Origin of the sequence: Streptomyces sp. NPDC001502 (assembly GCF_042894785.1) — a bacterium.
Lineage (GTDB): Bacteria > Actinomycetota > Actinomycetes > Streptomycetales > Streptomycetaceae > Streptomyces > Streptomyces kutzneri.
The window spans coordinates 308,886-332,676 of sequence record NZ_JBIAVW010000006.1 but is presented as its reverse complement, the minus strand read 5'-3'; the positions used below and the strand labels follow the sequence as shown (position 1 = coordinate 332,676).

Below are 23,791 nucleotides of genomic sequence, written 5' to 3'. Positions count from 1 at the left end.
CACGGGTCGTTCGAAACGTGAACACGTCGAAATGGACGGCGGAATTGCAACTCACGTCCAATGGAAAAGAATTGGGTACGGCGGCTTGATGCCGGTGGGGGGCGGCCCGGATACTTCACCCGTTTCAGACAGGGATCTCGCGGCAGCGCCTTCTCTTTCATATGATCACATTCCAACTCGGCCTGACAAGTGGCCTTTTGGAGATGTAGATCTCTTTACTCCTCTTAGGATCCGGTTTCCCCTAGCCGGGAAAGGCGAAGGCGCCGGCGGAGCCGCTCAGGGAACGGGACACGGCCGTCGCGGCGCGCGCCACGGGCAGCCCTGCGGACCCCAGCGCGGCCACGGCCCGCAGGGTGTCCCGGGACGCCTCGTCCCGGGACAGGCCGGGCCAGCACAGGTCGTGCAGTCCGGCGGCCGCGAGCAGAGCGCCCGCGGCCACCGCGTGGAGCGCGGAGCGGCCGGGCTCCGCCACCGACCGCCGCACCCGGCTCAGCGCCTCGGCGGGCCGGATCCCGGCCCTCCCGCCGGGCGGTCCGGCGCTGCCCGGGAGCAGTCCGGGGCGGGGGGCGGCGAGCGCCGCGGGACCCAGGCGCTCCACCCAGTCGGACGGCGCCCGGTCCCGGGGGGAGGCCTCGATCCGCGCCAGGAAGGCGTCCAGTGCCGGATCGCCGCGGCGGCCCCGTCCGGTCGGCCGGACCCGGTCGCCGTGCAGGTCCAGCCGGCCGGCCAGCGCCCCCTGGAGCAGCATCGCACCGGCGAGGCCCCGGCCGGTCTCGATCTCGCGGCGCGGCGGCGGGAAGCTGCCGTGCGCGGCGGCGCACAGGGCGTAGAGCTGCGCGGGGGCCGTCACGTCAACGCCGCCTCCAGGGTGACCCGCAGCTCTTCGGGCGAGGTGAACACATGTCCCTGGAGGCCGAGTCGGCGGGCCGCGTCCACGTTCTCGGCGCGGTCGTCGACGAACAGGATCTCCCCGGGCGGCAGTCCGAGCTCGCGGATGCACCACTCGTAGGCGGCGGGCTCGGGCTTGGCGCTGCCGATCCGGCAGGAGAGACCGCGGACCGCGAACCGCTCCAGCCACGGCTGGGTTGCCTCGTACCGGGCGGCCAGGTCCTCGGGGATGTTGGAGAGGAGGCCAAGCACGATTCCCTGGTCGGCGAGCAGGCCGAGCAGGTCCACCATGCGCCGGTCGATCTCGCTCCAGCCGGCGAGGTCGGCGGCGGTCAGCTCCTCGGTCAGCCGCGGGTCGAGCGGGATGCCCAGGTGCGCGCAGACCGCCTGCCAGTAGCCGGGACCGGTGACCTCGCCGCGGTCGTAGGGGGGCCGGTGCGACCAGTACGCCTCCCAGAAGCGGTCGGGGTCGCCGCCGGCCGTGCGTTCCAGGACGGCCATGGACTCGGGCGACTGGACACGCGCGATGACACCGAACATGTCGAAGAGGACGGCTTTCATCCTTCGGTTCCTCACGTTCTACGGGTTCAGGGTGTGGTGACGGCGTCCGCACGCCCGGAGTCGCGCGGGCCGGGCACACCACCGGGGTCGGGGGCGTTGCGGCGCAGCCACAGGCTCAGCACGCCGCAGATGACGGCGAGCAGGAACAGCAGCAGCGGCACCGTCTTCACCTCCATCGTGTCGATGACGGCGCCCAGCAGGGGCGGGAACGCCACGCCGCCGATCATCGAGGCGGCGATCACATAGGCACCGGCGGCGCCGACGCCGGGCACGGCGCGGTTCAGCCAGGGCAGGCAGGTCGGGAAGATCGGCGCGATCATCAGGCCGACGCCGAAGTACGCGTACGGGGCGAGCGCCGGGACCGTCGCCAGGAGGAGGAAGCCGGCCATGCCGACGCAGCAGACGAGGAGGATCGACGGCGCGGACCAGCGCAGGCTGATCGGCGCGGCGACGAACCGGCCGATGGTCATGGCGGCCCAGTAGGCGGAGGTCGCGGTCGCGGCGGTGGCGGCGCCGTACCCGACGGCTTCGAGGTGGGTGGGCTCCCAGCCGCCGACACCGGTCTCGATGGCGACGTGCAGGACGTAGACGCCGATGAACACCGCGATGATCGGAAGCACCCGGGCGCCGCCTGCCGGGGCGCCCTCCGCGGGGGCGGGGGCGGGCTCCCGGGCGGCCACCCCGCCGAGCGTGAGGAGGATCAGCAGGCTGATCACGCCGGTGCCGATGAAGATCTCCGGGTAGCTGTCGGCCCCGAGCCAGCCGATCAGGGCGGGTCCGGCGATCGCGCCGATGCCGAAGTGCGCGTTCAGCAGGTTGAGCATGGCGGTGCTGCGGCGGCCGAAGCCGACGGCGAAGAGCTGGTTGAGGCCGTAGTCGATGCCGCCGAAGCCCAGGCCGATGACGAAGGTGCCGGCGAGGGCGAGGGCCCAGCTCGGGGAGAAGGCGAAGGCACCCGCGCCGACGGCCATCAGCACGTAGGACCCGCCGAGCAGCACCCGGTTGTTCAGGCGGCCCCGCAGGAGGTGGTAGATCAGCACCCCGAGGAGGGCGCCGACGAAGTGGGCGCTGAGGCTGAGCCCGGCCACGGCCGGGCTGATGCCGAACTCGTCCCGCAGGGCCGGGATCGCCGGGCCGTAGAGCGCCTGGAGGGCGCCGATCACCACGAACGCCAGGCACGAGGCGCCGATCGCGACGGTGGTGAGGAGGGGCTTCCCTCCTTCTGGCAGGTCGGCCTCACGGGTGGCGGTCATGGCTCTCCTCATCGGTCACGGCCGAATGAACACAATCGACGTTCACAACAGTAGGAAGTTCCCACTACCCCGCTCACGCTACACATCATGAATGTTCGTTTCAACAGTTTGAATGTTCGAAACGCACATCCCGACGGCTGTCCGCCGCCATCTGTGCTAAAAGCAGACACATGAACGTGATGGAGAGGCACAAGTTCGTCGTGGAACTGCTCATGCAGCAGAACCGCGCGACGGTGGCCGGGCTGGCCCAGGCCACCGGGGCGTCCGAGATGACCATCCGCCGGGACCTGGAGGTACTGGAGTCCCGGGGAGCGCTGCGCCGCGTGCGCGGCGGGGCGGTGAGCAGCCTGCCCGGCGGCGTCGAGCCCCCCTACGCGATCCGGGCCATGTCCGGAGCGCAGGCCAAGGAGCGGCTCGCGCGCGCCGTGGTCGAACTGCTCACCGACGGCGAGACGGTCGCGCTGGACACGGGCACGACCGCCGTGGCCATCGCGAAGGCCATGGCGGACCGCCAGCTCACCGTCGCACCCCTCTCACTGCACGCGGCCTTCACGCTGTCCGCGCATCCCGGCATCCAACTGGTGATGCCCGGCGGGCAGGTGCGCCCCGAGGAGCTGTCCTTCTACGGCCACACGCCCGTGCAGACCTTCAAGGACCTGTGCTTCGACACGTTCATCCTGGGCTGCTGCGGGGTCGACCCCGTCCAGGGCGCCACCGCCTACAACCTCGACGACGTACAGGTGAAGCGGGCGGCCGTCGCCGCGGCGCAGCGCGTGATCCTCGTCGCGACCGCCGACAAGATCGGCCGTGCGGCACTGGGCCGCATCTGCTCCATGGAGGAGATCGCCCTCGTCGTGACGGACGCCCCCGCGGACTCCCCCGCGATCGAGGTGCTGCGCGACCAGGGGGTCGAGGTGGTCCACCCGGCGGACGACTGAGCCCGGTGGCCGGCCCCGGGGGGCCCGGCGGGCGGGGCCCGCCGGTCGTCTGGGATCCATGCGAACGCGCCTTTCCTGCACGGTGCGCATCCCCGATCGGCGGCGCCCCGTCCCAGCATCGAGGGGGAAGCGGTCGCCCGCCAATGGGGTGCGACCGTCGTCTTACCGACTGTCGGAAAGACGACAGCAAAGGCTTGCTGCAACTTTCAGGCGGGGCCCTGCGTCTTCCGGCCATCCCCACGGAGGCGCACCCTCCGGCGCGCCGCTCCGCCCCCGCGGTCGAATTCCGCCGTGGATCAAGGATCTTGCACCGGCCTCCCCTCAAGACCCGCACACGGGAAGCATGTCTGATACACGTTCCTGGGGCCGCGGGGCCGGAGCGCAGTCTCCTAGCATCGCGATCGCGACGGATGCGAACGAGAGGGCAGCGAAATGAAACCAGGCGCGCCGAAACGCCCGCAGGACCGTGACCGACCCCGGGAGCTCACGTCCGAGGAGATGGACCTCTACCGGGAGTTCGCAGAACACGGCCCCCTCCAGGGAAGCCAGGTGCTCGCCCGGGCGGAACCCGCCGCCATGGCCCGTACCCTCGACGCCCTCGTCTCCAGCGGCCTGGTCCAGCAGATCGGCCCCGACTGCTTTGCGGCCACCAACCCCACCGACGTGTCCGCGCGGTTGCTCAAGCGGTGGGAGGAACGCGTCCAGGGGGCCCAGCTCGACCTGCTGCGCATGCGGGGGCAGCTCGCGGAACTGGCCATCGTGCACGCCGCACGCCAACGCACCCTGGAAGGGCCGCCGCTGGAGCGCATCGAGTCGGCGGCCGAACTCCATCGCATCCTCGACCGGCAGGCCGCCGCGTGCACGCAGGAGGTGCTCTGCGCCCAGCCGGGCGGCCCCCTGCCCGAGGCCGAACTGCGCCGTGCCCGCGCCCGGCACGGGGACCTGCTCTCCCGTGGCGTCCCCGTACGCACGCTGTACCAGCACTCGGCCCGGTTCGACCCGCCGACCGTGCGGTACGAGGCGGAGCTGGCGGCTCTCGGGGCCGAGGCGCGGACGGTCTCCGGCGGCCTGGCCCGGTGCCTGGTCTTCGACCGGTCCCTGCTCGCCCTCCCGCTGCCGGAGACGGCGGGAGGGGCCCTGCTCGTCCGCAGCCCGGACCTGGTCGCGTTCGTCGCCGAGATGTTCGACCTGCTGTGGGCGACGGGCGAACGCATCGGCAAGCCGCGCGAGAAGGCCTTCATCCAGGACGTCGCCGACCAGGCGAAACGATCCGTACTGCAGCACCTGATGCAGGGCGACGACGACCGCGCCACGGCCCGCGCCCTCGGCATCTCGGTGCGCACCTGCCAGCGCCACGTCTCCGCCATCATGCGTCAGCTCGGCGCGACGAGCCGCTTCCAGCTCGGCTACCTGGCCCACCGGCACGGGCTGCTCGGACCCGACGGCTCGGAGACCGCCCGCACGGACGTCCCGACATCGATATCACGCCCGGCGCCCGCGCCGGCCCCTTCCGGATACCCGGGGTGCACCGTGGACCGCGGCACCTGGATCCACCTGTCACGGGATCGCGGTACCGAAGACTTCTCCGAGCGGATCGGGCGTCGTCAAGAGGCGTATTAGTGGGACTTTCGGGACTGTCCGGCCGTCGCGGACAGTGGCCTCACGTCGTCGTTGATCGACCGATCCGACTGAGGAGACTGACCACCGCATGGCCACTCACGACCGCGGGCCGCTGCCCCTGACCCCGCCGCAGAACGGCGTCTGGTTCGCACAGCAGCTCGACCCCACCCGCCTCGACTACACCATCGCCGAGTACCTGGAGATCCGCGGGGCGGTGGATCCGGAGCTGCTCGCCGAGGCGGTGCGCACGACGGTGGCCGAAACCGAGACGCTGTGCGTCCGCTTCGCCGAGGTGGACGCAGTGGTGTGCCAGATACCCGCCGGTCCGCCGCCGTTGCGGATGGAGACGGTCGACGTCAGCGACCACCCGGACCCGGACGCCGAGTCCGACCGGCTGATGCGCGCCGAGCTGGCCCGGCCCACGGACCTGACGACCGGTGACGTGAGCCGGCACCTCCTGGTGCGGACCGGTCCGGCGACGTACCGCTGGATGCAGGGCTACCACCACCTCGTCGCGGACGGGGTCACCGGCTCGATCCTCGCGCGGCGGACCGCGGAGGTGTACTCGGCGCTGGTCGCGGGCGAGCCCGTCCCGGCCCCCGAGAGCACGCCGTGGGAGCGGATCGTGGCCGGGGAGGAGGAGTACGCCCGCTCCGAACGGTTCGCGGCCGACCGGGAGTTCTGGCGTGCGCGGCTGGAGGGCGCCCCCGAGCCCGTGTCCTTCACCGGCAGCGTCCCGGCGCCCGCGTCGGGTACGGCGGTGCGGGTGAGCGGCGAGCTCGACCCCGCCGATGCCGCTACCCTGCGCGACGCCGCGCGCCGGCACGGCACGCGCTGGTCGGCGCTGGTGATGGCCGCGGCCGCCGCCCACCTGCACCGCGCGGGCGCCACCGAGGACGTGGTCCTGGGCCTGCCGGTCACCGGTCGCACCACCCCGGACGCCCGCCGGACACCCGGCATGTTCTCCAAGGTCCTGCCGCTGCGACTGGCGGTGACCGGCGACACCACGGTCGGCGAACTGCTGCTCAGCACCTCTGCCGGCATCAAGGAGGCCCTGCGCCACCAGCGTCACCGGATCGAAGAGCTCACCGGAACCGGGCCCCGGCTGTGGGACGCCGCCGTCAACCTCATGTCCTTCGACTACGAGCTGTCGTTCGCCGGTGCTCCCGCCTCCGCGCACAACCTCTCGGTCGGCCCGGTGGAACACGTCTCCCTCAACGTCTACGACCGCGGCGGCGACAGCCCGCTGACCGTGCAGGCCGAGGGCGATGCCGCCGACATCGGCGCGGACGAACTCGACGCCCTGCGCGTGCGGTTCACCCGCTTCCTGGTCGCGCTCGCCACGGCCGACGACGAGACCCCGGTCGGCTCGCTGCCCTTCCTGACCGCCGGGGACGAGGAGCGCCTCGCCGCCTTCGCCGAGGGCGGCGCCGGCCCGGCGCCCGGCGACGGGCCGCTGCACACGCTCTTCGAGCAGGAGGCGGCGCGCACGCCCGAGCAGGTCGCCGTGATCTGCGACGGCCAGGAGGTCACCTACCGGGAACTCGACGCCTGGGCCCAGGACATCGCGGACCGGCTGCGGCCGGACGTGGAACCGGGCACGCCGGTCGGCGTGTGCGTGGAGCGCTCGCCCTCGATGGTCGCGGCCCTGCTCGGCGTCCTGAAGGCGGGCGGCTGCTACGTACCGCTCGACCCCGGCCTGCCGCCGGAGCGCATCGCCTACATCGTGCGCGACGCCGGGCTGCGCACGATCGTCGCCGGGCCGGGCGGGCAGGGCCGGCTTCCGCACGGCCTCCCGTCCGTGGTCGACGCGGGAGCCGTGACCGACGGGATCCGCGGCGACCGGGCGGGCGCAGCGGTGCCGGCGGCGTCCGCCGCGTACCTGCTGTACACCTCCGGCAGTACGGGCGAGCCGAAGGGCGTCGTCGTCCCGCACGCGGCGGCGGTCGACTTCGTCCGCGGCCACCTCGCCCTGTGCGGCGCGGGCGAACGCCACGGATCCGGGCGCACGGAGCGGTTCCTCGGCTTCGCCTCGCTGTCCTTCGACGTGTCGGTCCTGGACGTGTTCGGCGCGCTGCTGAGCGGTTCCACCCTGGTCCTCGCCACCGACACCGAACGGGTCGACGTCGACCGCCTCCAGGCCCTGCTCGCCGAGCACGCGGTGACCGTCGCCGACCTGCCGCCGGCGCTCCTGCCACTGCTGGACCCGGCCGCACTGCCCGCGCTGCGGTTCCTGTCCACGGGCGGCGAGGCCCCGTCGGGTGACGCCGTCGACCGCTGGGCGGCGGACGGCCGCGAGGTCTGGAACGCGTACGGCCCCACCGAGGCCGCCGTGTCCGTGACCATGCACCGGGTGGTTCCGCCCTCGCACGGCCGGATCCCGCCGATCGGCCGTCCGATGGCCAACCACCGCGCGTACGTGGTCGACCGGGCGCTGCGGCTGCTGCCGCCGGGAGCGACCGGCGAGCTGTGCGTGGCCGGTGCCGGTCTGGCCCAGGGGTACGCGGGGCGCGCCGCCATGACGGCCGACCGCTTCGTGCCCGACCCCTTCTCCGGTGTTCCCGGTGCGCGGATGTACCGGACGGGCGACCTCGTGCGCTGGTCGGCACGGGGCGAACTGGAGTTCCTCGGGCGGGTGGACCGGCAGGTCAAGATCAACGGACACCGGATCGAACTGGGCGAGATCGAGGCGGTGCTCGGCCGGCAGCCCTCGGTGGGGCAGGCCGCGGTCGTGGTGCACGCCCCCGCGGGCGGAGCCCGGCGGCTCGTCGCCTTCGTGGCGCCGCCGGCCGACGGCGGCCCGGCGCCCGAACCGGAGCCGCTGGCGGCGGAGTTGGGCCGGGTCCTGCCGGGCTACATGGTGCCCCGTATCTTCGTGGCGGTGGACCGGCTGCCGCTCACCCCGGGTGGCAAGGTGGACCGCGCGCGGCTTCGCGTACCCGAGGCCGCGGACCGTCCGGATCGCCCCGAGCGCGCGTACGGCGCCACCGAGCTCACCCTCGCGGCGCTGTTCTCCGAGGCGCTCGGCACCACCGCCACCCCCGACGACAACTTCTTCGAGCTCGGCGGCGACAGCATCACCGCCCTCGGCCTGACCAGCCGGGCGCGGGCGCGGGGCTTCTCGTTCACCCTGCGCGAGGTGTTCGCGCACAAGACGGCGGCCGCTCTCGCCGCGGCCGTCGGCGACCCGGGCCACGGAGCCTCCCCGGCCGCCGGTCCGGCCGTCCCGGAGCACGGTCCGCTGCCCGCGACCCCGGTCATGCGCTGGCTCCTCGACGGTCCGGGTCCGGTCGGGCGCTTCAGCCAGTCCATGGTGCTGGCCCTGCCCGGGGGCGCGGACGACGCCACGCTCGTACGGGTCCTGCAGTCGGTGGTGGACCGGCACGGGGCGCTGCGCCTCGGCGTGGCCGCCGGACCGGAGGGCCCGCTGTGCACGGTCGGCGAGCCCGGTTCGGTCGACGTGTCCCGGCTGTACCGCACCGTCACGGTGGCGGGGTCGGACGCGTCCGCCCGTGCCGCGATCGTGGCGGAGGCGGCGCGGGAGGCGGCCGGGCAGCTGGACCCGGAGTCCTCGGTGATGCTGCGGGCGGTCCGCTTCGACGCCGGCGGGGCGTCACCGGACCGGCTGCTGCTGTGCGTGCACCACCTGGCCGTGGACGGGGTGTCCTGGCGGATCCTGACGGCGGACCTGGCCGCGGCCTGGGAAGCCGCCGTCGCCGGGCGTCCGCTTCCGGCCGCGGACGGGGAGGTGTCGTTCCGTGCGTGGGCCCATCACCTCGAACTCCTGGCGCGTTCCCCGGAGGTCCTCGCCGAGCTCCCCTTCTGGCGCTCGGCACTGGAGACTTCCGGGGCCGGCCCGGACCCGCGGGAGCCGTGGCACCGGGTCCCCGACCCGGTGCGGGACACCGCGGGCACCACCCGCACGCTGGAGCTCGCTCTGCCCGCCGAGGTCGCCGGCCCGCTGCTGGCCAAGGTGCCCGGGGCGCTGCGCACCGGTCCGGCCGAGGTGCTGCTCGCGGGGCTGGTCCTCGCGGCCCACCGCCTGCGCTCCCCCGGTACCGCTCCGGGCCCGTTGCTGGTCGACCTGGAGGGCCACGGCCGTGTCGACCGCACCGGCCGCCACGACCTGGCGCGCACGGTCGGGTGGTTCACCACCCAGTACCCGGTCCGGTTCGACCTGGACGGCCTCGACCTGGACGCGGCGGCCCGGGGCGGCGACGCGCTCGCCGAGCTGGTCGCGCGGATCCACACGGCGGTCGCCTCCGTACCGGATCACGGCACGGGCTTCGGTCTGCTGAGCCGGCTCGATCCGCAGAGCGCCGCGCAGCTGTCCGGACTCCCGCGACCCCGGGTCCTGTTCAACTACCTGGGCCGGTTCTCCGGCGGGGACGAGGCGCCCTGGAGCCCTGCCCCCGAGGCGGGCGGACTGCGGGCCGACGTGGATCCGGCGATGCCCGTCGAACACGCCCTGCAGATCGACGCCCTGGCCGTGGACGGCGCCGACGGCCCCTCCTTCACCGCGGCCGTCACCCATCCGCGGGCCCTGCTGACCGACGCCGAGGCGGACGCCCTGGTGGCGGCCTGGGGCGAGGCCCTGCGCCTGCTGGCCGGCTGGACGGGCGCCCCGCGACCGCGCCGCCTCACCCCCCGCGACCTGCCGCTGGTCCGGCTGACGCAGCCGGAGACGGACGCGCTGGCCGCGCGCTACGCGGGCCTCGCCGACGTGCTGCCGCTCTCGCCGCTCCAGGAAGGCCTGTTCTTCCACTCGGCCTTCGACACGGGCGCGATGGACGCCTACACCGGCCAGATCGTCGTCACCCTGGACGGCCCCCTGGACGCGGGCACCCTGCGGACGGCCTGTGACCGGCTGCTGCGCCGCCACACCGCGCTGCGCTCCGCCTTCACCGACCAGGGTCTGGACCGGCCGGTGCAGATCGTCGTCGAGTCCGCCGGAGCGCCGTGGGAGGCCGTGGACCTCGGCGGACTCGGGTCCGCTGACCGGCAGCGGGAGTGGGAGCGGCTGCTGGCGGCCGACCGGGCCCGCCGCTTCGACCTGGGCCGGCCGCCGCTGGTGCGCTTCACGCTGGTCCGGTTCGGCGCGGGCGAGCACCGGCTGGTCATGACGAACCACCACATCGTCTGGGACGGCTGGTCCTCGGCGGTGCTGCTGCGCGACCTGCTCACCGGGTACGCCGAACACGCCGGGTCCCACGGGCCCGGGGACACCGGTCCCGTCGCGGAAGGGGTCCCGTACCGCTCGCACCTGGACTGGCTGGCCCGCCAGGACGACGGCGCCGCGGAGGCGGCGTGGAGCGGTGCGCTGGCCGGGCTGGAGGAGCCGACCCTGCTGGGCGCGGCCGACCCGAACCGGATCGACGCGCTGCCCGAGCGGGTCTCGGTGGAGCTGCCGGCGGAGCTGACGGCACGGCTCACCGCGCGGGCCCGTACCGCGGGCGTCACCCTCAACAGCGTCGTCCAGGGCCTCTGGGCGGTGCTGCTGGGCCGGGTGACCGGGCGCGACGACGTGGTGTTCGGCGGGACCGTCTCCGGGCGGACCGCGGACGTCGCGGGCATCGAGGACATGGTCGGCCTGCTGATCAACACCCTGCCCGTGCGGTTCCGGATCCGGGAGGGCGAGCCGCTGCTGGCCGCGCTGGCCCGGTTCCAGGATGAGCAGGCGGAGCTGATGGACCACCAGCACGTCGGGCTCGCCGGCATCCAGCGGGCGGCGGGGCTGGGCGCCCTCTTCGACACCACGGTCGTCGTCGAGAACTATCCGCTCGACCTGGAGTCGATGCGGGACCTGGCCGGCGGGCCGCGGCTGACCGGGGTGGAGGGCTCGGACGCCACCCACTACACCGTCAACCTCATCGTGCTGCCCGGGGAGCGGCTGCGGCTGCACCTCGACCACCGCACGGACGTCCTCGACGCGCGGACGGCGCGCAGCCTGGGGGAGGCGCTGGAGCGGCTGCTGACGGCCGTCGCCGACGCCCCGTCCACCCCGGTCGGGGAGGTGGACCTGCTCTCGGAGGAGCAGCACCGGCTGATCCGGGAGTGGAACGCCACCGCCGTGCCGGTCCCCGACACCACGCTGGTGGAGCTGTTCGCGCGGCAGGTGGCCCGGACGCCCGGCGCCACGGCGACGGTCTTCCGGGGCGAGCGCCTGTCGTACGCCGAACTCGACGCCCGTGCCGAGCGGCTGGCCCGCCGGCTGTGCGCCCGGGGCGCCGGTCCGGAGCGGATCGTCGCGGTCGCCCTGCAGCGCTCCACCGAGATGGTGGTCTCGCTGCTGGCCGTGCTGAAGTCGGGGGCCGCCTACCTTCCGGTGGACCCCTCGCTGCCGGCGGACCGGATCGCGTACCTGCTGTCCGACGCCGAGCCCGTCCTGCTGCTCGCGGACGACGCGGTGGCGGCGGCGCTGCCTGCCGCGGCGGACCTGCCCCGGCTGGATCCGGGGGCCGTCCACGACGGGACCGCCGGTGCGGCGGGGCCGGCCCCGCTGCCCTCGCACCCCGCGTACGTGATCTACACGTCCGGGTCGACGGGGCGGCCCAAGGCCGTCGTCGTGGAGCACTCGGCCATCGTCAACCGGCTGCTGTGGATGCAGGACCGCTACCGGCTGGGCGCGGACGACCGGGTGCTCCAGAAGACCCCGTTCGGCTTCGACGTCTCGGTGTGGGAGTTCTTCTGGCCGCTGCTGACGGGCGCGGCCCTGGTGGTCGCCGAGCCCGGCGGGCACAAGGACCCCGCCTACCTCACCCGGGTGATCCAGGAGGAGGCGGTCACCACCGTCCACTTCGTCCCGTCCATGCTGGCCGCGTTCGTGGAGGATCCGCGGGCGGGCCGCTGCCGGTCGCTGCGCCGGGTCGTGTGCAGTGGCGAGGCCCTGCCGGAGGAGCTGAAGAACCGCTTCCTCGACGTGCTCGACGTGCCCCTGCACAACCTGTACGGGCCCACGGAGGCGGCCGTCGACGTCACGCACTGGGACTGCCTCCGCGAGGAGACCGGGCCCGTGCCGATCGGTCGGCCCATCTGGAACACCTCGCTGTACGTGCTCGACCCGCGGGGGCGGCCCGTCCCGGTGGGCGTCGCGGGCGAGCTGCTCCTGGCGGGCGCGGGCCTCGCCCGCGGGTACCTGCGCCGCCCGGCGCTGACCGCGGAGCGCTTCCCGCTGGACCCGTTCGGCCCGCCGGGCTCGCGCATGTACCGCACCGGCGACCTGGCCCGCCACCGGGCCGACGGCTCGGTGGAGTACCTGGGCCGCACGGACGACCAGGTGAAGATCCACGGCTTCCGGATCGAACTCGGTGAGATCGAGACGGCGCTGGGCCGCCTCCCCGGTGTCGGGCGGGCCGCGGTCGTGGTCCGCGAGGACGTGCCGGGCGAGCGCAGGCTCGTCGGGTACGTCGTCCCGGAGGCCGGGACGAACCCGGCCCCCGGCCCCGGCCCCGACCCGGACCCGGACCCCGAGGCGATGCGCGCCGAACTGGCCCGCTCCCTCCCGGAGTACATGGTTCCGGTGCTCGTGGTCGTGGACGGGCTGCCCGTCACGGCGAACGGCAAGCTCGACCGCAGAGCCCTCCCGGCGCCCGCCGCGGCAGCCGCCGCCACCGGGTACGAGCCGCCCGCCGGGGAGACCGAGGAACTGGTCGCCCTGGTGTGGGCCTCCGTACTGGACGCGCCGCGGATCGGCCGCCACGACGACTTCTTCGCCCTCGGGGGGCACTCGCTGAGCGCCACCCGGGTGGCGGCCCGGCTGCGCCAGTCCCTCGGCCTGGACCTGCCCCTGCACACCCTCTTCGAACAGCGGACCGTCGCCGCCCTCGCCACCGCCGTCGAGACGGTGCTGCTGGCCGAACTGGAGGCCGAACCGGCCTCGTTCGCCGCCACCGCCGACGCCGTTCCTTCACTCGTACTTCAGGGAGAGACCTCGTGACCACCCAGGAGAGCCTGCCGGCCGCCGGCGTGGACAGCCGGCTGGCCGCCGCCCGGGAACTGCTGCGCCGCCGGGTGCGCGCCGCGCTGGACGACTCGGCGGCCGGTCCGGCCACCGCGGCGGCCCCGGTCCCGGCCCCGGCCGCCGACGGCCCCGCCGCCGAGCCCGTCGCCTCGTTCGCCCAGGAGCGGATGTGGCTGGTGGACCGGATGACGGACGGCACCCCCGGCTATGCGATCCCCGAGGTCGTGCGGCTGCGCGGCCCCGTCCGCCCCGACCTGCTGCGCCGCAGCCTGACGGCCGTCGTGGGCCGCCACGCGCCGCTGCGCACCGTCTTCGAGGAGCGTGACGGCGCCCCGCACCCGGTGGTCCTGCCCGCGCCGGCGGCCGTCCCGCTGCCGCTGCTGGACCTGGGCAGCGCCCCCCTCGCCGAGCTGGAGGAACGGGCCCACGCCCTGGCCCGGGAGGAGGTCCGCAGACCCTTCGACCTCGCGGCGGGCCCGCTGCTGCGCGCCCTGCTGATCCGGCTAGGCGCCGAGGACCACCTGCTGGTGCTGGTGGTCCACCACATCGCCACCGACGGCTGGTCCATGGGCCTGCTCTGGCAGGAATTCTCCGAGGGCTACGCGGCCCTGCTCGCGGACCGGCCCCTCCCGCAGGCGCCGCTCCCCCTCGACTACCAGGCGTACGCCCGCACCCAGCGCGACCGGTTCGTGAGCGGCGCGATGAACGGCCAGCTGCGCTGGTGGGAGGAGTGCCTCGCGGGGCTGGAACCCCTCGAACTGCCCGCGGACCGGCCCCGGCCCACGCGCCGCAGCGGCGACGGCGCGAGCCTGGACTTCACCCTCGACGCCCGCCTCACCGCACGGCTGCGCGGCATCGCCGAGAGCGCCGGCGCCACCCTGTTCATGACCCTGCTGGCCGGCTTCCAGGCGGCCCTGGCCCGCTACGCCGGCCGCACCGACATCGCCGTCGGCACTCCGGTGGCCGGCCGCGACCGGGTGGAACTGGAGCCCCTCGTCGGGTTCTTCGTCAACACCGTGGTGCTGCGCTCCGACCTGTCGGGCGACGCCGGGTTCCGCGAGCTGCTCGGCCGGGTCCGCCGGTCGACGGTGGACGCGTACGACCACCAGGAGGTGCCCTTCGACCGGCTGGTGGAGCACCTGAGCCCCGAGCGGGTCGGCGACCGCAACCCGCTCGTCCAGGTGATGTTCGCGTCGGCCCCGGACGAGACGGCCGGGCTGCGGCTGCCGGGCCTGGACGCGCAGGCCGTGCGGACCGACTTCGGCGGCTCCCTCTTCGACCTGAGCGTCTTCGTCTCCGAGGGGGCCGAGACCTGCTCCGGCTCGCTCGTCTTCGACACCGACCTGTTCGACCGGGCCACGGCCGGACTCGTCCTCGGCCACTACCTGGAGCTGCTGGCCTCCGCCGCCGAGGAGCCCGACCGTCCCGTGGCCGAGCTGCTGCCCTCCGCCCCGACCGCGGCCCGGCTCGCGGCCGAGGGCCACGGCGCGGTCCGCCCGGACCTCGCCCCGGCCACCCTGGTGGAGCTGTTCGCCGAGCAGGTCCGGCGCACCCCCGGCGCCGAGGCCGTGGTCTGCGGCACGGACCGCCTCACCTTCGCCGCACTCGACTCCCGCTCCGACCTGCTGGCGGCCCGGCTGACCGCGGCCGGGGTGGGGCGCGAGACCCCGGTGGCCCTGCTCATGGAGCGCTCGGTCCACCTCCCGGTGGCGATCCTGGCCGTCCTGAAGGCCGGCGGGGTCTACGTCCCGCTCGGCGAGGGGTTCCCCGTCGCCCGGCTGCACTGGATGCTGGAGCGGACCGGCGCCCGCCTGCTGCTCGCCGATCCGGCCACGTCGGGCCACGAGGCGGTCCGCACCTCGCCCGTGCCGGTGCTCGACGTGACGGTCCCGGCGGACGGGGTCCCGGCCGGCCCGGTCCCGTACCCGCCCTGCGCGCCGGACCAGCTGGCGTACGTGATGTACACCTCCGGTTCCACGGGAGAGCCGAAGGGCATCGGCGTCACGCACGCCAACGTCGCGGCGCTCGCCCGCGACACCGCCTTCGGCGCCGCGCACCGGCGGGTGCTGGCCCACTCCCCGCTGTCGTTCGACGCCTCGACGTACGAACTGTGGGTGCCGCTGCTGTCCGGCGGACAGGTGGCCATGGCGCCGCCCGGCCGGGTGGACACCGCGGCCCTGGCCGCTCTGGTGGAGGAGCACCGGATCACCTCGCTGTTCCTGACGGCCGCCCTGTTCAACCTGGTGGTCGAGGAGTGCGTGGAACTCCTGGCGCGGGTGCGGGAGGTGTGGACGGGCGGCGAGGCCGCCTCCCCGCACTCCTTCGCCCGGGCCCTGGAGCAGGCGCCGGACACCGCGCTGGTCAACGTCTACGGGCCCACCGAGACGACCACCTTCGCCACGGGCCACCGGCTGGACCCCCGCGACGGCGCCGTCGTGGACGGCCGGATCCCCATCGGCACCGCCCTGGACGACACCCGCCTGTACGTCCTGGACGAGCGCGGCCGCCCGGTGCCGCAGGGCGCGGTGGGCGAGCTGTGCATCGGCGGCACCGGCGTGGCCCGCGGCTACCTGGGCCGGCCCGGCCTGACCGCGCGGCAGTTCACCCCGGACCCGTACGGCGCCCCGGGCGCCCGGATGTACCGGACGGGCGACCTGGCCCGGCGGCGCCCCGACGGCACCGTCGACTACCTGGGCCGCGCCGACCAGCAGGTCAAGATCCGCGGCCACCGGATCGAGCCGGGCGAGATCGAGGCCGAGCTGGCCCGCTGCCCGCAGATCGGGCACGCCGCGGTGGTGGTCCGCGAGGACGCCCCCGGCGAGCAGCGCCTCGTCGCCTACGTGGTGCCCTCGGACGGGCAGGCGGCCGAACCGGCCGAGCTGCACCGGGCCCTCGCCGCGCGGCTGCCCGCGTACATGCTGCCCTCGGCGATCGTGCCGCTCGCGGCCCTGCCGGTGACCCCGAACGGCAAGCTGGACCGGCGTGCGCTGCCCGCCCCGCCCGAAGAGGGCGTGCGCCGGGCCGAGTTCGCCGCACCGGCCACGCGGACCGAGGAACTCGCCGCGACCGTATGGGGCGAGGTGCTGGGCACCGGGCGGATCGGCCGCCACGACGACTTCTTCGCGCTCGGCGGCCACTCCCTGCGGGCCACCCGCGCCGTGTCGCGGCTCGGCGCCCGTCTGGGCACCGGCGTGCCGCTGCGGCTGCTGTTCGAGCACCCGACGCTGGAGGGGTTCGCGTCGGCGCTGGACGCCCTGCGCGGCGACGGCCCCGGTACGGCCCGGGCCGCCGTCACCGCGATCGGCGCCCGGCCGGCCGGAGAGCCCGCGCCGCTGTCGTTCGCGCAGCAGCGGCTGTGGTTCCTGGACCAGCTCCAGCCCGGCCGTCCCGACTACAACATCCCCGTCGCGGCCCGGCTGCGCGGCCCGCTGGACGCCGACGCGCTGGCCGCCGCGCTGTGCGCGGTGGTGACCCGGCACGAGGTGCTGCGCTCGCGGATCACCGAGGGCCCGCGCGGCCCCGTACAGACCGTGGAGGCGCCGGAGGTCTTCGTCCCCGTCCGGACCGACCTGGGGGACCTCCCCCGCGAGGAGGCCCGCTCGCGGGCGCTCGGCCTGGCCCACGCGGACGCCGCCGCTCCCTTCGACCTGGGCTCGGCTCCCCTGCTGCGGGCCCGTGTGGTGCGGGTCGCGGGCGACGAGCACCTCCTCGTCCTGGTCCTGCACCACACCGTCGGCGACGGCTGGTCGATGCCGGTGCTGTGGCGGGAGCTGTCCGGAGCCTACGCGGCCCTGCGCCGCGGCGAGCGTCCCGAACTTCCGGAACTGCCCGTCCAGTACGGGGACTTCGCGTACTGGCAGCAGCGCCGGCTGGCGGACGGCGAGGCCGACGCGGGCATCGCCCACTGGCGGGCGGCCCTGGGCGGCCTCCCGGCTCTGGAGCTGCCGACCGACCGGCCGCGGCCGCAGGTGCGTTCGGGCGCGGGCGACGCCTTCGTCTTCGAGGTCCCGGCCGAACTCGCCGAGCGGCTCGGCGCTCTGGCCCGCGAGCGCGGGGCGACCCTGTTCATGGTGCTGCTGGCCGGTTTCCAGGCGCTGCTGGCCCGCTACACGGGCCAGGCGGACATCGCGGTGGGCTCGCCCATCGCGGGCCGCGACCGCACCGAACTGGAGCCGCTCGTCGGCTTCTTCGTGAACACCCTCGTGCTGCGCACCGACCTGTCGGGCGACCCGGCCTTCGGTGAACTGCTGGGCAGGGTGCGCCGGACCGCGCTGGCCGCGTACGAGCACCAGGACGTCCCCTTCGACCGGCTGGTGGAGGAGCTGCGGCCGGAGCGCGACCTCAGCCGCAACCCGCTCTTCGACGTGCTGTTCCAGCTGCACCCCGAGCAGCTCGACGCGCTGCCGCTGGACGGTGTGGAGGTGGAGAGCCTGGACACGTCCAACGGGACGGCCAAGTTCGACCTCAGCCTCGCGATGACCGAGCACTCCGGCGGTCTGACCGGCACCGTCCAGTACGCGACGGACCTCTTCGACCGGGCCACGGTCGAGCGGTTCGGCGCGCACTACCTGCGGCTGCTGGCCGGTGCGGCCGAGACCCCCGACGCGCCGCTGTCCCGGCTGGACGTGCTGTCCCCGCAGGAGCACGCCGCCCTGCTCGGGGAGGAGTCCGGGCCGCGGGCGGACCGGCCGGCGGCCCGGACCCTGCACTCCCTGGTGGCGGAACAGGCCCGGCTGCGGCCGGACGCCCCGGCCGTCACCTGCGAGGGCACCACCATCGGCTACGCGGAGCTCGACGCGGCCGCCAACCGGCTGGCCCACCGCCTGCGCCGGCTCGGGACCGGCCCCGAGAGCCGGGTGGCCGTACTGGCCGGGCGCGACCCGCGCATGCTGGTCTGCGTCCTCGCGGTGCTGAAGGCCGGCGGCGCCTACGTGCCCCTCGACGCGGGCCATCCGGCCGAGCGGGTCCGCACGGTCCTCGCCGACAGCGGCGCCCACCTGGTGCTGACGGCGGGCCTGCCCGGCGGGCTGCCCGCGGACCTGACCGGCGACCTGCCGGTCCTGGACCTGGACGCCGAGCGGGAGCTGGTCGACGCGCTGCCCTCGACGGAGCCGTCCGCCCCCGCCTCCCCCGCGCACCTCGCCTACCTGCTGTACACCTCCGGGTCCACCGGCCGCCCCAAGGGCGTGGCCGTCACGCACGCCGCGATCACCGGCTATCTGGCGGCGCTGACCGCCACCTTCGGCCTCGGCCCCGAGGACGCCGTGCTCGCCCGTACGGCGCTGACCTTCGACCCGTCGGTACGCGACCTGTTCGCCCCGCTGACCACCGGCGGGCGGATCGTGCTGGCCTCGCACGACGAGGCCGGGGATCCGGACGCGCTGGCCCGGCTGCTGCACGCCGAGGACGTGACGGCGCTGCTGTCGATCGTCCCGTCGATGCTGGAGCCGCTGGTCGCCGCCGCCTCCGCCTCCGCCGCCAAGGGGCCGGCCCCGGCGCTGCGGCTGGTGATGACCACCGGTGAGGCGCTGACGGCCGGACTGGCCCGCGCCGCGCACACCCTGGGCCTGCCCGGCCGGCTGCGGCTGGTCAACCAGTACGGTCCGACGGAGTGCACCAACACCACCACGTACCACGTGGTGACGGACGCCGACATCGAGGCGGGCCGCATCCCCATCGGGCGGCCGCTGCCCGGCGCCCGGGTGCTCGTGCTCGGTGAGCACCTCGAACCGCTGCCCCGGGGCGCGATCGGCGAACTCTTCATCGCCGGACGCGGAGTGGCCCGCGGCTACCTCGGCGATCCGGCCCGCACCGCCGAGGCCTATCCGCCGGACCCGTACGGGCCGCCCGGCGCGCGCATGTACCGCACCGGTGACCTGGCGCGGCTGCGCTCCGACGGCGTCCTGGAGTTCCACGGCCGGCGCGACAACCAGGTCAAGGTCCGGGGCCACCGGATCGAACTCGGCGAGGTCGAGGCCGCGCTGCTGCGCCACCCCGACGTGGCCCGGGCGGTGGCCGCCGCGCACGGCGAGGGCGCCGACCGGCTGCTCGCCGCGTACGTGGTGTGGCGGGACGGGAGCGGCGATCCGGCCGCCGTACTGGACTTCGTACGCGCGGCCCTGCCGGCCGCGATGGTGCCGTCCGCGCTGGTGGTGCTCGACGCGCTGCCGCTGACCCCGAACGGGAAGACCGACCGCAGGGCGCTGCCCGCGCCGGAGTCCGGTTCGGGCGGCGGGCACCGGGCGCACGTCGCCCCGCGCACGCCGCTGGAGCGGACGGTCACCGAGGTCTGGGAGGAGGTGCTCGGCGAGGGCCCGATCGGGCTCCGCGACCACTTCTTCGAGCGCGGCGGGCACTCCCTGCGCGCCACCCGGGTCATCTCCCGGCTGCGTGCCCTGCTGGAGCTGGACATCCCGATGCAGCTGCTCTTCCGCCACCCGGTGGCCGAGGACCTCGCCCGGGCGCTGGCCTCGCTGGGTGCGGCGGGCGCGACGGGACCGGCGATCCCCGCGCTGCCCGAGGGGCCCGGCCCGCTGTCCTTCGGGCAGCAGCGGCTGTGGCTGCTGGACCGGCTCCAGCCCGGCCGGCCCGACTACAACATGCCCGGGGCCGTACGGCTGACCGGGGAGCTCGACACCGACGCGGCCCTGGCGGCCCTGACGGACGTCGTCGCCCGGCACGAGGTGCTGCGCTCGCGGATCGAGGAGTCCGGGGAAGCCGGCGCCGAGGGGGCCTTCGGGGCCCGCGTCGTACCCGGTCCGGCCTCGGTGTTCACCCCCGCCTTCACCGACCTGTCGGAGCTGGGTGCGGCGGCGGCCGGGGAGCGGGCGCGGGAGCTGGCGGCGCACGACGCCGCGCTGCCCTTCGACCTGGCCGCGGCGGGCCCGCTGCGGGCCCGCCTGGTGCGGATCGCCCCGCAGGAGCACCTGCTGGTGATCGTCGCCCATCACATCGCCTTCGACGGCTGGTCGGTGGGGGTGTTCTGGCGGGAGTTCTTCGCCGCCTACCGGGCCCGCACCCTCGAAGGGGCCGAGCCGCTGCCGGAACTCGCGGTCTCCTACCGCGAGTTCGCGTCCTGGCAGCGCGAGCGGCTGAGCGGTGACGCGCTCGCGGGCACCCTGGACCACTGGCGGGAGCGGCTGGCCGGGCTCGCCCCGCTGGACCTGCCCACCGACCGGCCCCGGCCGGCCACCCCGTCCGGGCGCGGCGAGCAGTTCTCCTTCGAGCTGCCCGGGCCGCTGCTGCGCGGGCTGCGCGACCTGGGGCGCCGGCACGACGCCACCCTTTTCATGGTGCTGCTGGCGGGCTTCCAGGCCCTGCTGGCGCGCTGGTCGGGCAGCGAGGACGTGGCGGTGGGCTCCCCCATCGCGGGCCGCGACCGCACCGAACTGGAGCCGCTCATCGGCTTCTTCGTCAACAGTCTGGTGCTGCGCACCGACCTGTCCGGCGACCCGGCCTTCGGTGAACTGCTGGACCGGGCCCGGGAGACGGCCCTGGGGGCCTACGCCCACCAGGAGGTGCCGTTCGAGCGTCTGGTGGAGGAGGTGCGGCCGGAGCGCGACCTGAGCCGCAACCCGCTGTTCCAGGTGATGCTGGTGCTCGACGAGGAGGCCGCCGCGCCGCCCGCGCTGCCCGGGCTGGACGTCGAACCGCTCTCGCTGGCCAGCGGGGCATCGAAGTTCGACCTGTCGCTGTACTTCGTCGAGGAGGAGGGCGCGCTGCGCGGCGAGGCCGTGTTCGCCACCGACCTCTTCGACCGGGAGAGCGTCGAGCGCATGACCTCGGCGCTGGCCGAACTGCTCACGGCCGCGGTGGCCGATCCCACGACCCCGCTGGGCGCGCTGCCCCTGATGGGCCCGGCCGAGGAGCGCCGGATCCTGCGCGCGGGCGCCGGGTCCGCCGGGCCGGCCGCCGAGCGACCGCTGCCGGTGCTCGTCGGTGAGCAGGCCTCCTGTACGCCGGAGGCCGTCGCCGTGGACGACGGGGAGCACAGCCTCACGTACGCCGGGCTGTGGGAGGTCTCGGGCCGGCTGGCCCGGGAGCTCGCCCGGCTGGGCGTGGGCCCGGACACGGCGGTGGCCGTGTGCGCGGAGCGCTCCGCGCTGCTGCCCGCGGCGCTCCTGGGCGTGCTGCGCTCCGGCGGCCTGTACGTGCCCGTCGACCCCGGGTATCCGGCCGACCGGATCGGCTACATGCTCGCGGACAGCGGGGCCCGGGTGCTGGTGGTGTCGGGGCGCTCCGGCGCCGCGCAGGCACCGGACGGGGTCGCCGTGGTGGACCTCGACGCCCTGGCCGGGGACAGGGACGCGCGGGCCGACTTCGCACCCGTGCCGCCGGCACCGGAACAGCTGGCGTACGCCCTGTACACCTCGGGCTCCACGGGACGCCCGAAGGGGGTCACCGTCCCGCACCGGGCGCTGGCCAACTTCGCCCGGGACATGGTGCGCAGGCTGGAGCTGACGGCCGGTGACACGGTCGCGGCCGTCACCACGGCCTCCTTCGACATCGCCGTGCTGGAGCTGCTGGTCCCGCTCGTGTGCGGGGCCACCGTACGGGTCGTCGACCGGGAGACCGCACGGGACGGCACCCTGCTCGCGAAGGAGCTGGACTCGGCGCCGGTCACGGTCGTCCAGGCCACCCCGGCCACCTGGCACCAGCTGATGGAGTCCGGCTGGCAGGCGCCCCGCGTACGGGCGCTGTGCGGCGGCGAGGCGCTGCCGCCGGCCCTGGCCGAGCGGATGCGTACGGCGCTGGGCACCGTCTGGAACGTGTACGGGCCGACGGAGACCACCGTCTGGTCCACCGCGCACCGGCTGTCCGGACCGGTGGGCGACGGGCCGGTGCCGATCGGCTCGGCGCTCGCCAACACCCGGCTGCACGTGCTGGACGCGGGCCTGCGCCCGGTGCCGGTCGGCGTGTTCGGCGAGCTGTACATCGGCGGCGACGGGGTGGCCCGCGGCTACCACGGGCGGCCGGCGCTGACCGCGGACCGGTTCGTGCCCGATCCGTACGCGGCGGGCGAACGGCTGTACCGGACGGGTGACCTCGTACGGCGGCTCGCCGACGGCGGGCTGGAGTACCGGGGCCGGGCCGACGGCCAGGTGAAGGTGCGCGGCCACCGCATGGAGCTCGGCGAGATCGAGTCCGCGCTCGCCCGCCACCCGCGGGTGCTGGCGGCGGCCGTGGCCGTCCACGGCACGGGGGTGGACGCGGTCCTGGCCGGTTACGTGACCTGGCGGGACGAGGCGGGCGACGTGCGCGAGCTCGGCGACTTCCTGCGCCGGGACCTGCCCGAGTACATGGTCCCGGCCGTCCTCACCGCGCTGGATCGGCTCCCGCTCACCCCGAACGGCAAGCTCGACCGCAAGGCGCTGCCCGCCCCTTCGGCGGACGCGGCGCGCGGCGACGGCGCGGGGCGGACCGCCCCGCGCGACACGACCGAGCTGCGGATGGCGCGTCTGTGGGAGCAGACCCTGGGGACGGCCCCGATCGGGGTGCGCGACGACTTCTTCGCACTCGGCGGGCACTCGCTCAAGGCCTTCGCCCTGATGGCCGCCGTACGCCGGGAGTTCGGCGTGGAACTGCCGCTGAACCTGGTGTTCCGCCGGCGCACCGTGGAGCTGCTCTGCGAGGCGCTGCCGGACGCGGGGGCGGCCGCCGCCAGGCTGCTGGTCCCGCTGGCCGACGGGGACCCGTCGCGGCCGCCGCTGGTCCTCGTCCACCCGCGGGGCGGCGACGTCGTCTGCTACCGGGACCTGGTGCGGGACCTGTCGGCCCGTCCCGGGGGCGACCGGCGGATCCTCGGCCTGGAGTCGGTGGGCTACAACACCGGCGAGACCCCGCTGGAGCGCGTGCCCGAGATGGCCGAGCGCTACCTGGCCGCGCTCCGCGAGGAGCAGCCGCACGGCCCGTACCTGCTCGCCGGCTGGTCGTTCGGCGGGACGGTGGCCTACGAGATGGCGGCCCGGCTGGAGGCCGCCGGTGAGGAGGTCGCCTTCCTCGGCCTGATCGACGCGGCGGCGCCGGGCGCGGCTCCCGGCAGCCGTTCCGGTACGGACTGCGGGACGGGCGATCCGGACCTGCTGCGGTACGGCATCGCCGCAGGGATCGACGCCGGCTCGGTGCGCGAACTGGACGAGGAGGAACTGCTCGACGTCCTGGTGCGCCGGGGCCGCGAGGAGGGCACCCTCCCCCGGACGTCCCCCACTCAGGCCCTGCGCAGACTGCTGCGGGTCGCCGAGGCGAACGGGGTGGCCTCCGCGGCCTACCGCACCGACGCCGTACTCGCGGTCGGCCTGCACCTGTTCACGGTCGACGAGCGCCATCCGGAGCTCGCGACCCCGCTGGTGGACCCGGCGGCCTGGGAGCCGCGCACCGCGGGCGCCGTCGTACGGGCCGCGGTCCCGGGCAACCATCACGACCTGGTGGACCCGCCGCACTGCGCCGCCCTGGCGGAGCTGCTGGCCGCGGCCCTGCCCTCCTGACCCTCCTGCACCCTCCTGGCCCCCTGGCCCTCCTGCACCGCCCCACCCCGCAGGCCCCTCCGCATCCCTGATCCATCGAGGAGAACA

The 23,791-nt window shown here is 75.2% G+C and carries 7 protein-coding genes; 4 read left to right on the top strand and 3 right to left on the bottom strand.

Going from position 1 to position 23,791, the window contains the following annotated elements:
* Window positions 1-241 precede the first annotated feature (241 nt).
* The 3 genes from ACFY0D_RS13090 to ACFY0D_RS13080 are packed head-to-tail and all read right to left on the bottom strand — an operon-like array spanning window position 242 to window position 2,702.
* Window positions 242-850 carry a GPP34 family phosphoprotein gene (locus tag ACFY0D_RS13090; RefSeq protein ID WP_390798407.1) on the bottom strand — a complete coding sequence of 203 codons (609 nt, stop codon included), beginning with the start codon at window positions 848-850 and terminating at the stop codon, window positions 242-244.
* Window positions 847-1,449 (bottom strand): HAD family hydrolase, encoded by a 603-nt coding sequence (locus ACFY0D_RS13085; protein WP_390798406.1) that lies wholly within the window; start codon window positions 1,447-1,449, stop codon window positions 847-849. The genes ACFY0D_RS13090 and ACFY0D_RS13085 overlap by 4 nt, the downstream gene beginning before the upstream one ends.
* Before the next feature lie 26 nt (window positions 1,450-1,475).
* The gene (locus ACFY0D_RS13080; RefSeq protein ID WP_390798405.1) at window positions 1,476-2,702 is read right to left on the bottom strand and encodes an MFS transporter; all 1,227 of its coding nucleotides are present in this window, start codon (window positions 2,700-2,702) and stop codon (window positions 1,476-1,478) included.
* Window positions 2,703-2,872: 170 nt separating this feature from the next.
* Between ACFY0D_RS13080 and ACFY0D_RS13075 the strand changes: the two genes are divergently transcribed.
* The 4 genes from ACFY0D_RS13075 to ACFY0D_RS13060 all read left to right on the top strand — a co-directional run bounded on the left by ACFY0D_RS13075 (window position 2,873) and on the right by ACFY0D_RS13060 (window position 23,704).
* Window positions 2,873-3,640, top strand: a complete 768-nt coding sequence (locus tag ACFY0D_RS13075; protein WP_390798404.1) for a DeoR/GlpR family DNA-binding transcription regulator — start codon at window positions 2,873-2,875, stop codon at window positions 3,638-3,640.
* Window positions 3,641-4,138: 498 nt separating this feature from the next.
* Window positions 4,139-5,260 carry a LuxR C-terminal-related transcriptional regulator gene (locus ACFY0D_RS13070; RefSeq protein ID WP_390798403.1) on the top strand — a complete coding sequence of 374 codons (1,122 nt, stop codon included), beginning with the start codon at window positions 4,139-4,141 and terminating at the stop codon, window positions 5,258-5,260.
* 88 nt (window positions 5,261-5,348) lie between these two features.
* The gene (locus ACFY0D_RS13065; protein WP_390798402.1) at window positions 5,349-13,196 is read left to right on the top strand and encodes an amino acid adenylation domain-containing protein; all 7,848 of its coding nucleotides are present in this window, start codon (window positions 5,349-5,351) and stop codon (window positions 13,194-13,196) included.
* Entirely contained in the window at window positions 13,193-23,704 is a 10,512-nt protein-coding gene (locus ACFY0D_RS13060; protein WP_390798401.1) for an amino acid adenylation domain-containing protein, read from the top strand. Before ACFY0D_RS13065 ends, ACFY0D_RS13060 begins: the two co-directional genes overlap by 4 nt.
* The last annotated feature ends 87 nt before the right edge of the window (window positions 23,705-23,791 follow it).

Excerpts from the sequence above, each read along its gene's own strand:
- ACFY0D_RS13065 (WP_390798402.1), top strand. The coding sequence starts at position 5,349 with ATGGCCACTCACGACCGCGGGCCGCTGCCCCTGACCCCGCCGCAGAAC.
- ACFY0D_RS13080 (WP_390798405.1), bottom strand. The coding sequence starts at position 2,702 with ATGACCGCCACCCGTGAGGCCGACCTGCCAGAAGGAGGGAAGCCCCTC.
- ACFY0D_RS13085 (WP_390798406.1), bottom strand. The coding sequence starts at position 1,449 with ATGAAAGCCGTCCTCTTCGACATGTTCGGTGTCATCGCGCGTGTCCAG.
- ACFY0D_RS13070 (WP_390798403.1), top strand. The coding sequence starts at position 4,139 with ATGGACCTCTACCGGGAGTTCGCAGAACACGGCCCCCTCCAGGGAAGC.
- ACFY0D_RS13075 (WP_390798404.1), top strand. The coding sequence starts at position 2,873 with ATGAACGTGATGGAGAGGCACAAGTTCGTCGTGGAACTGCTCATGCAG.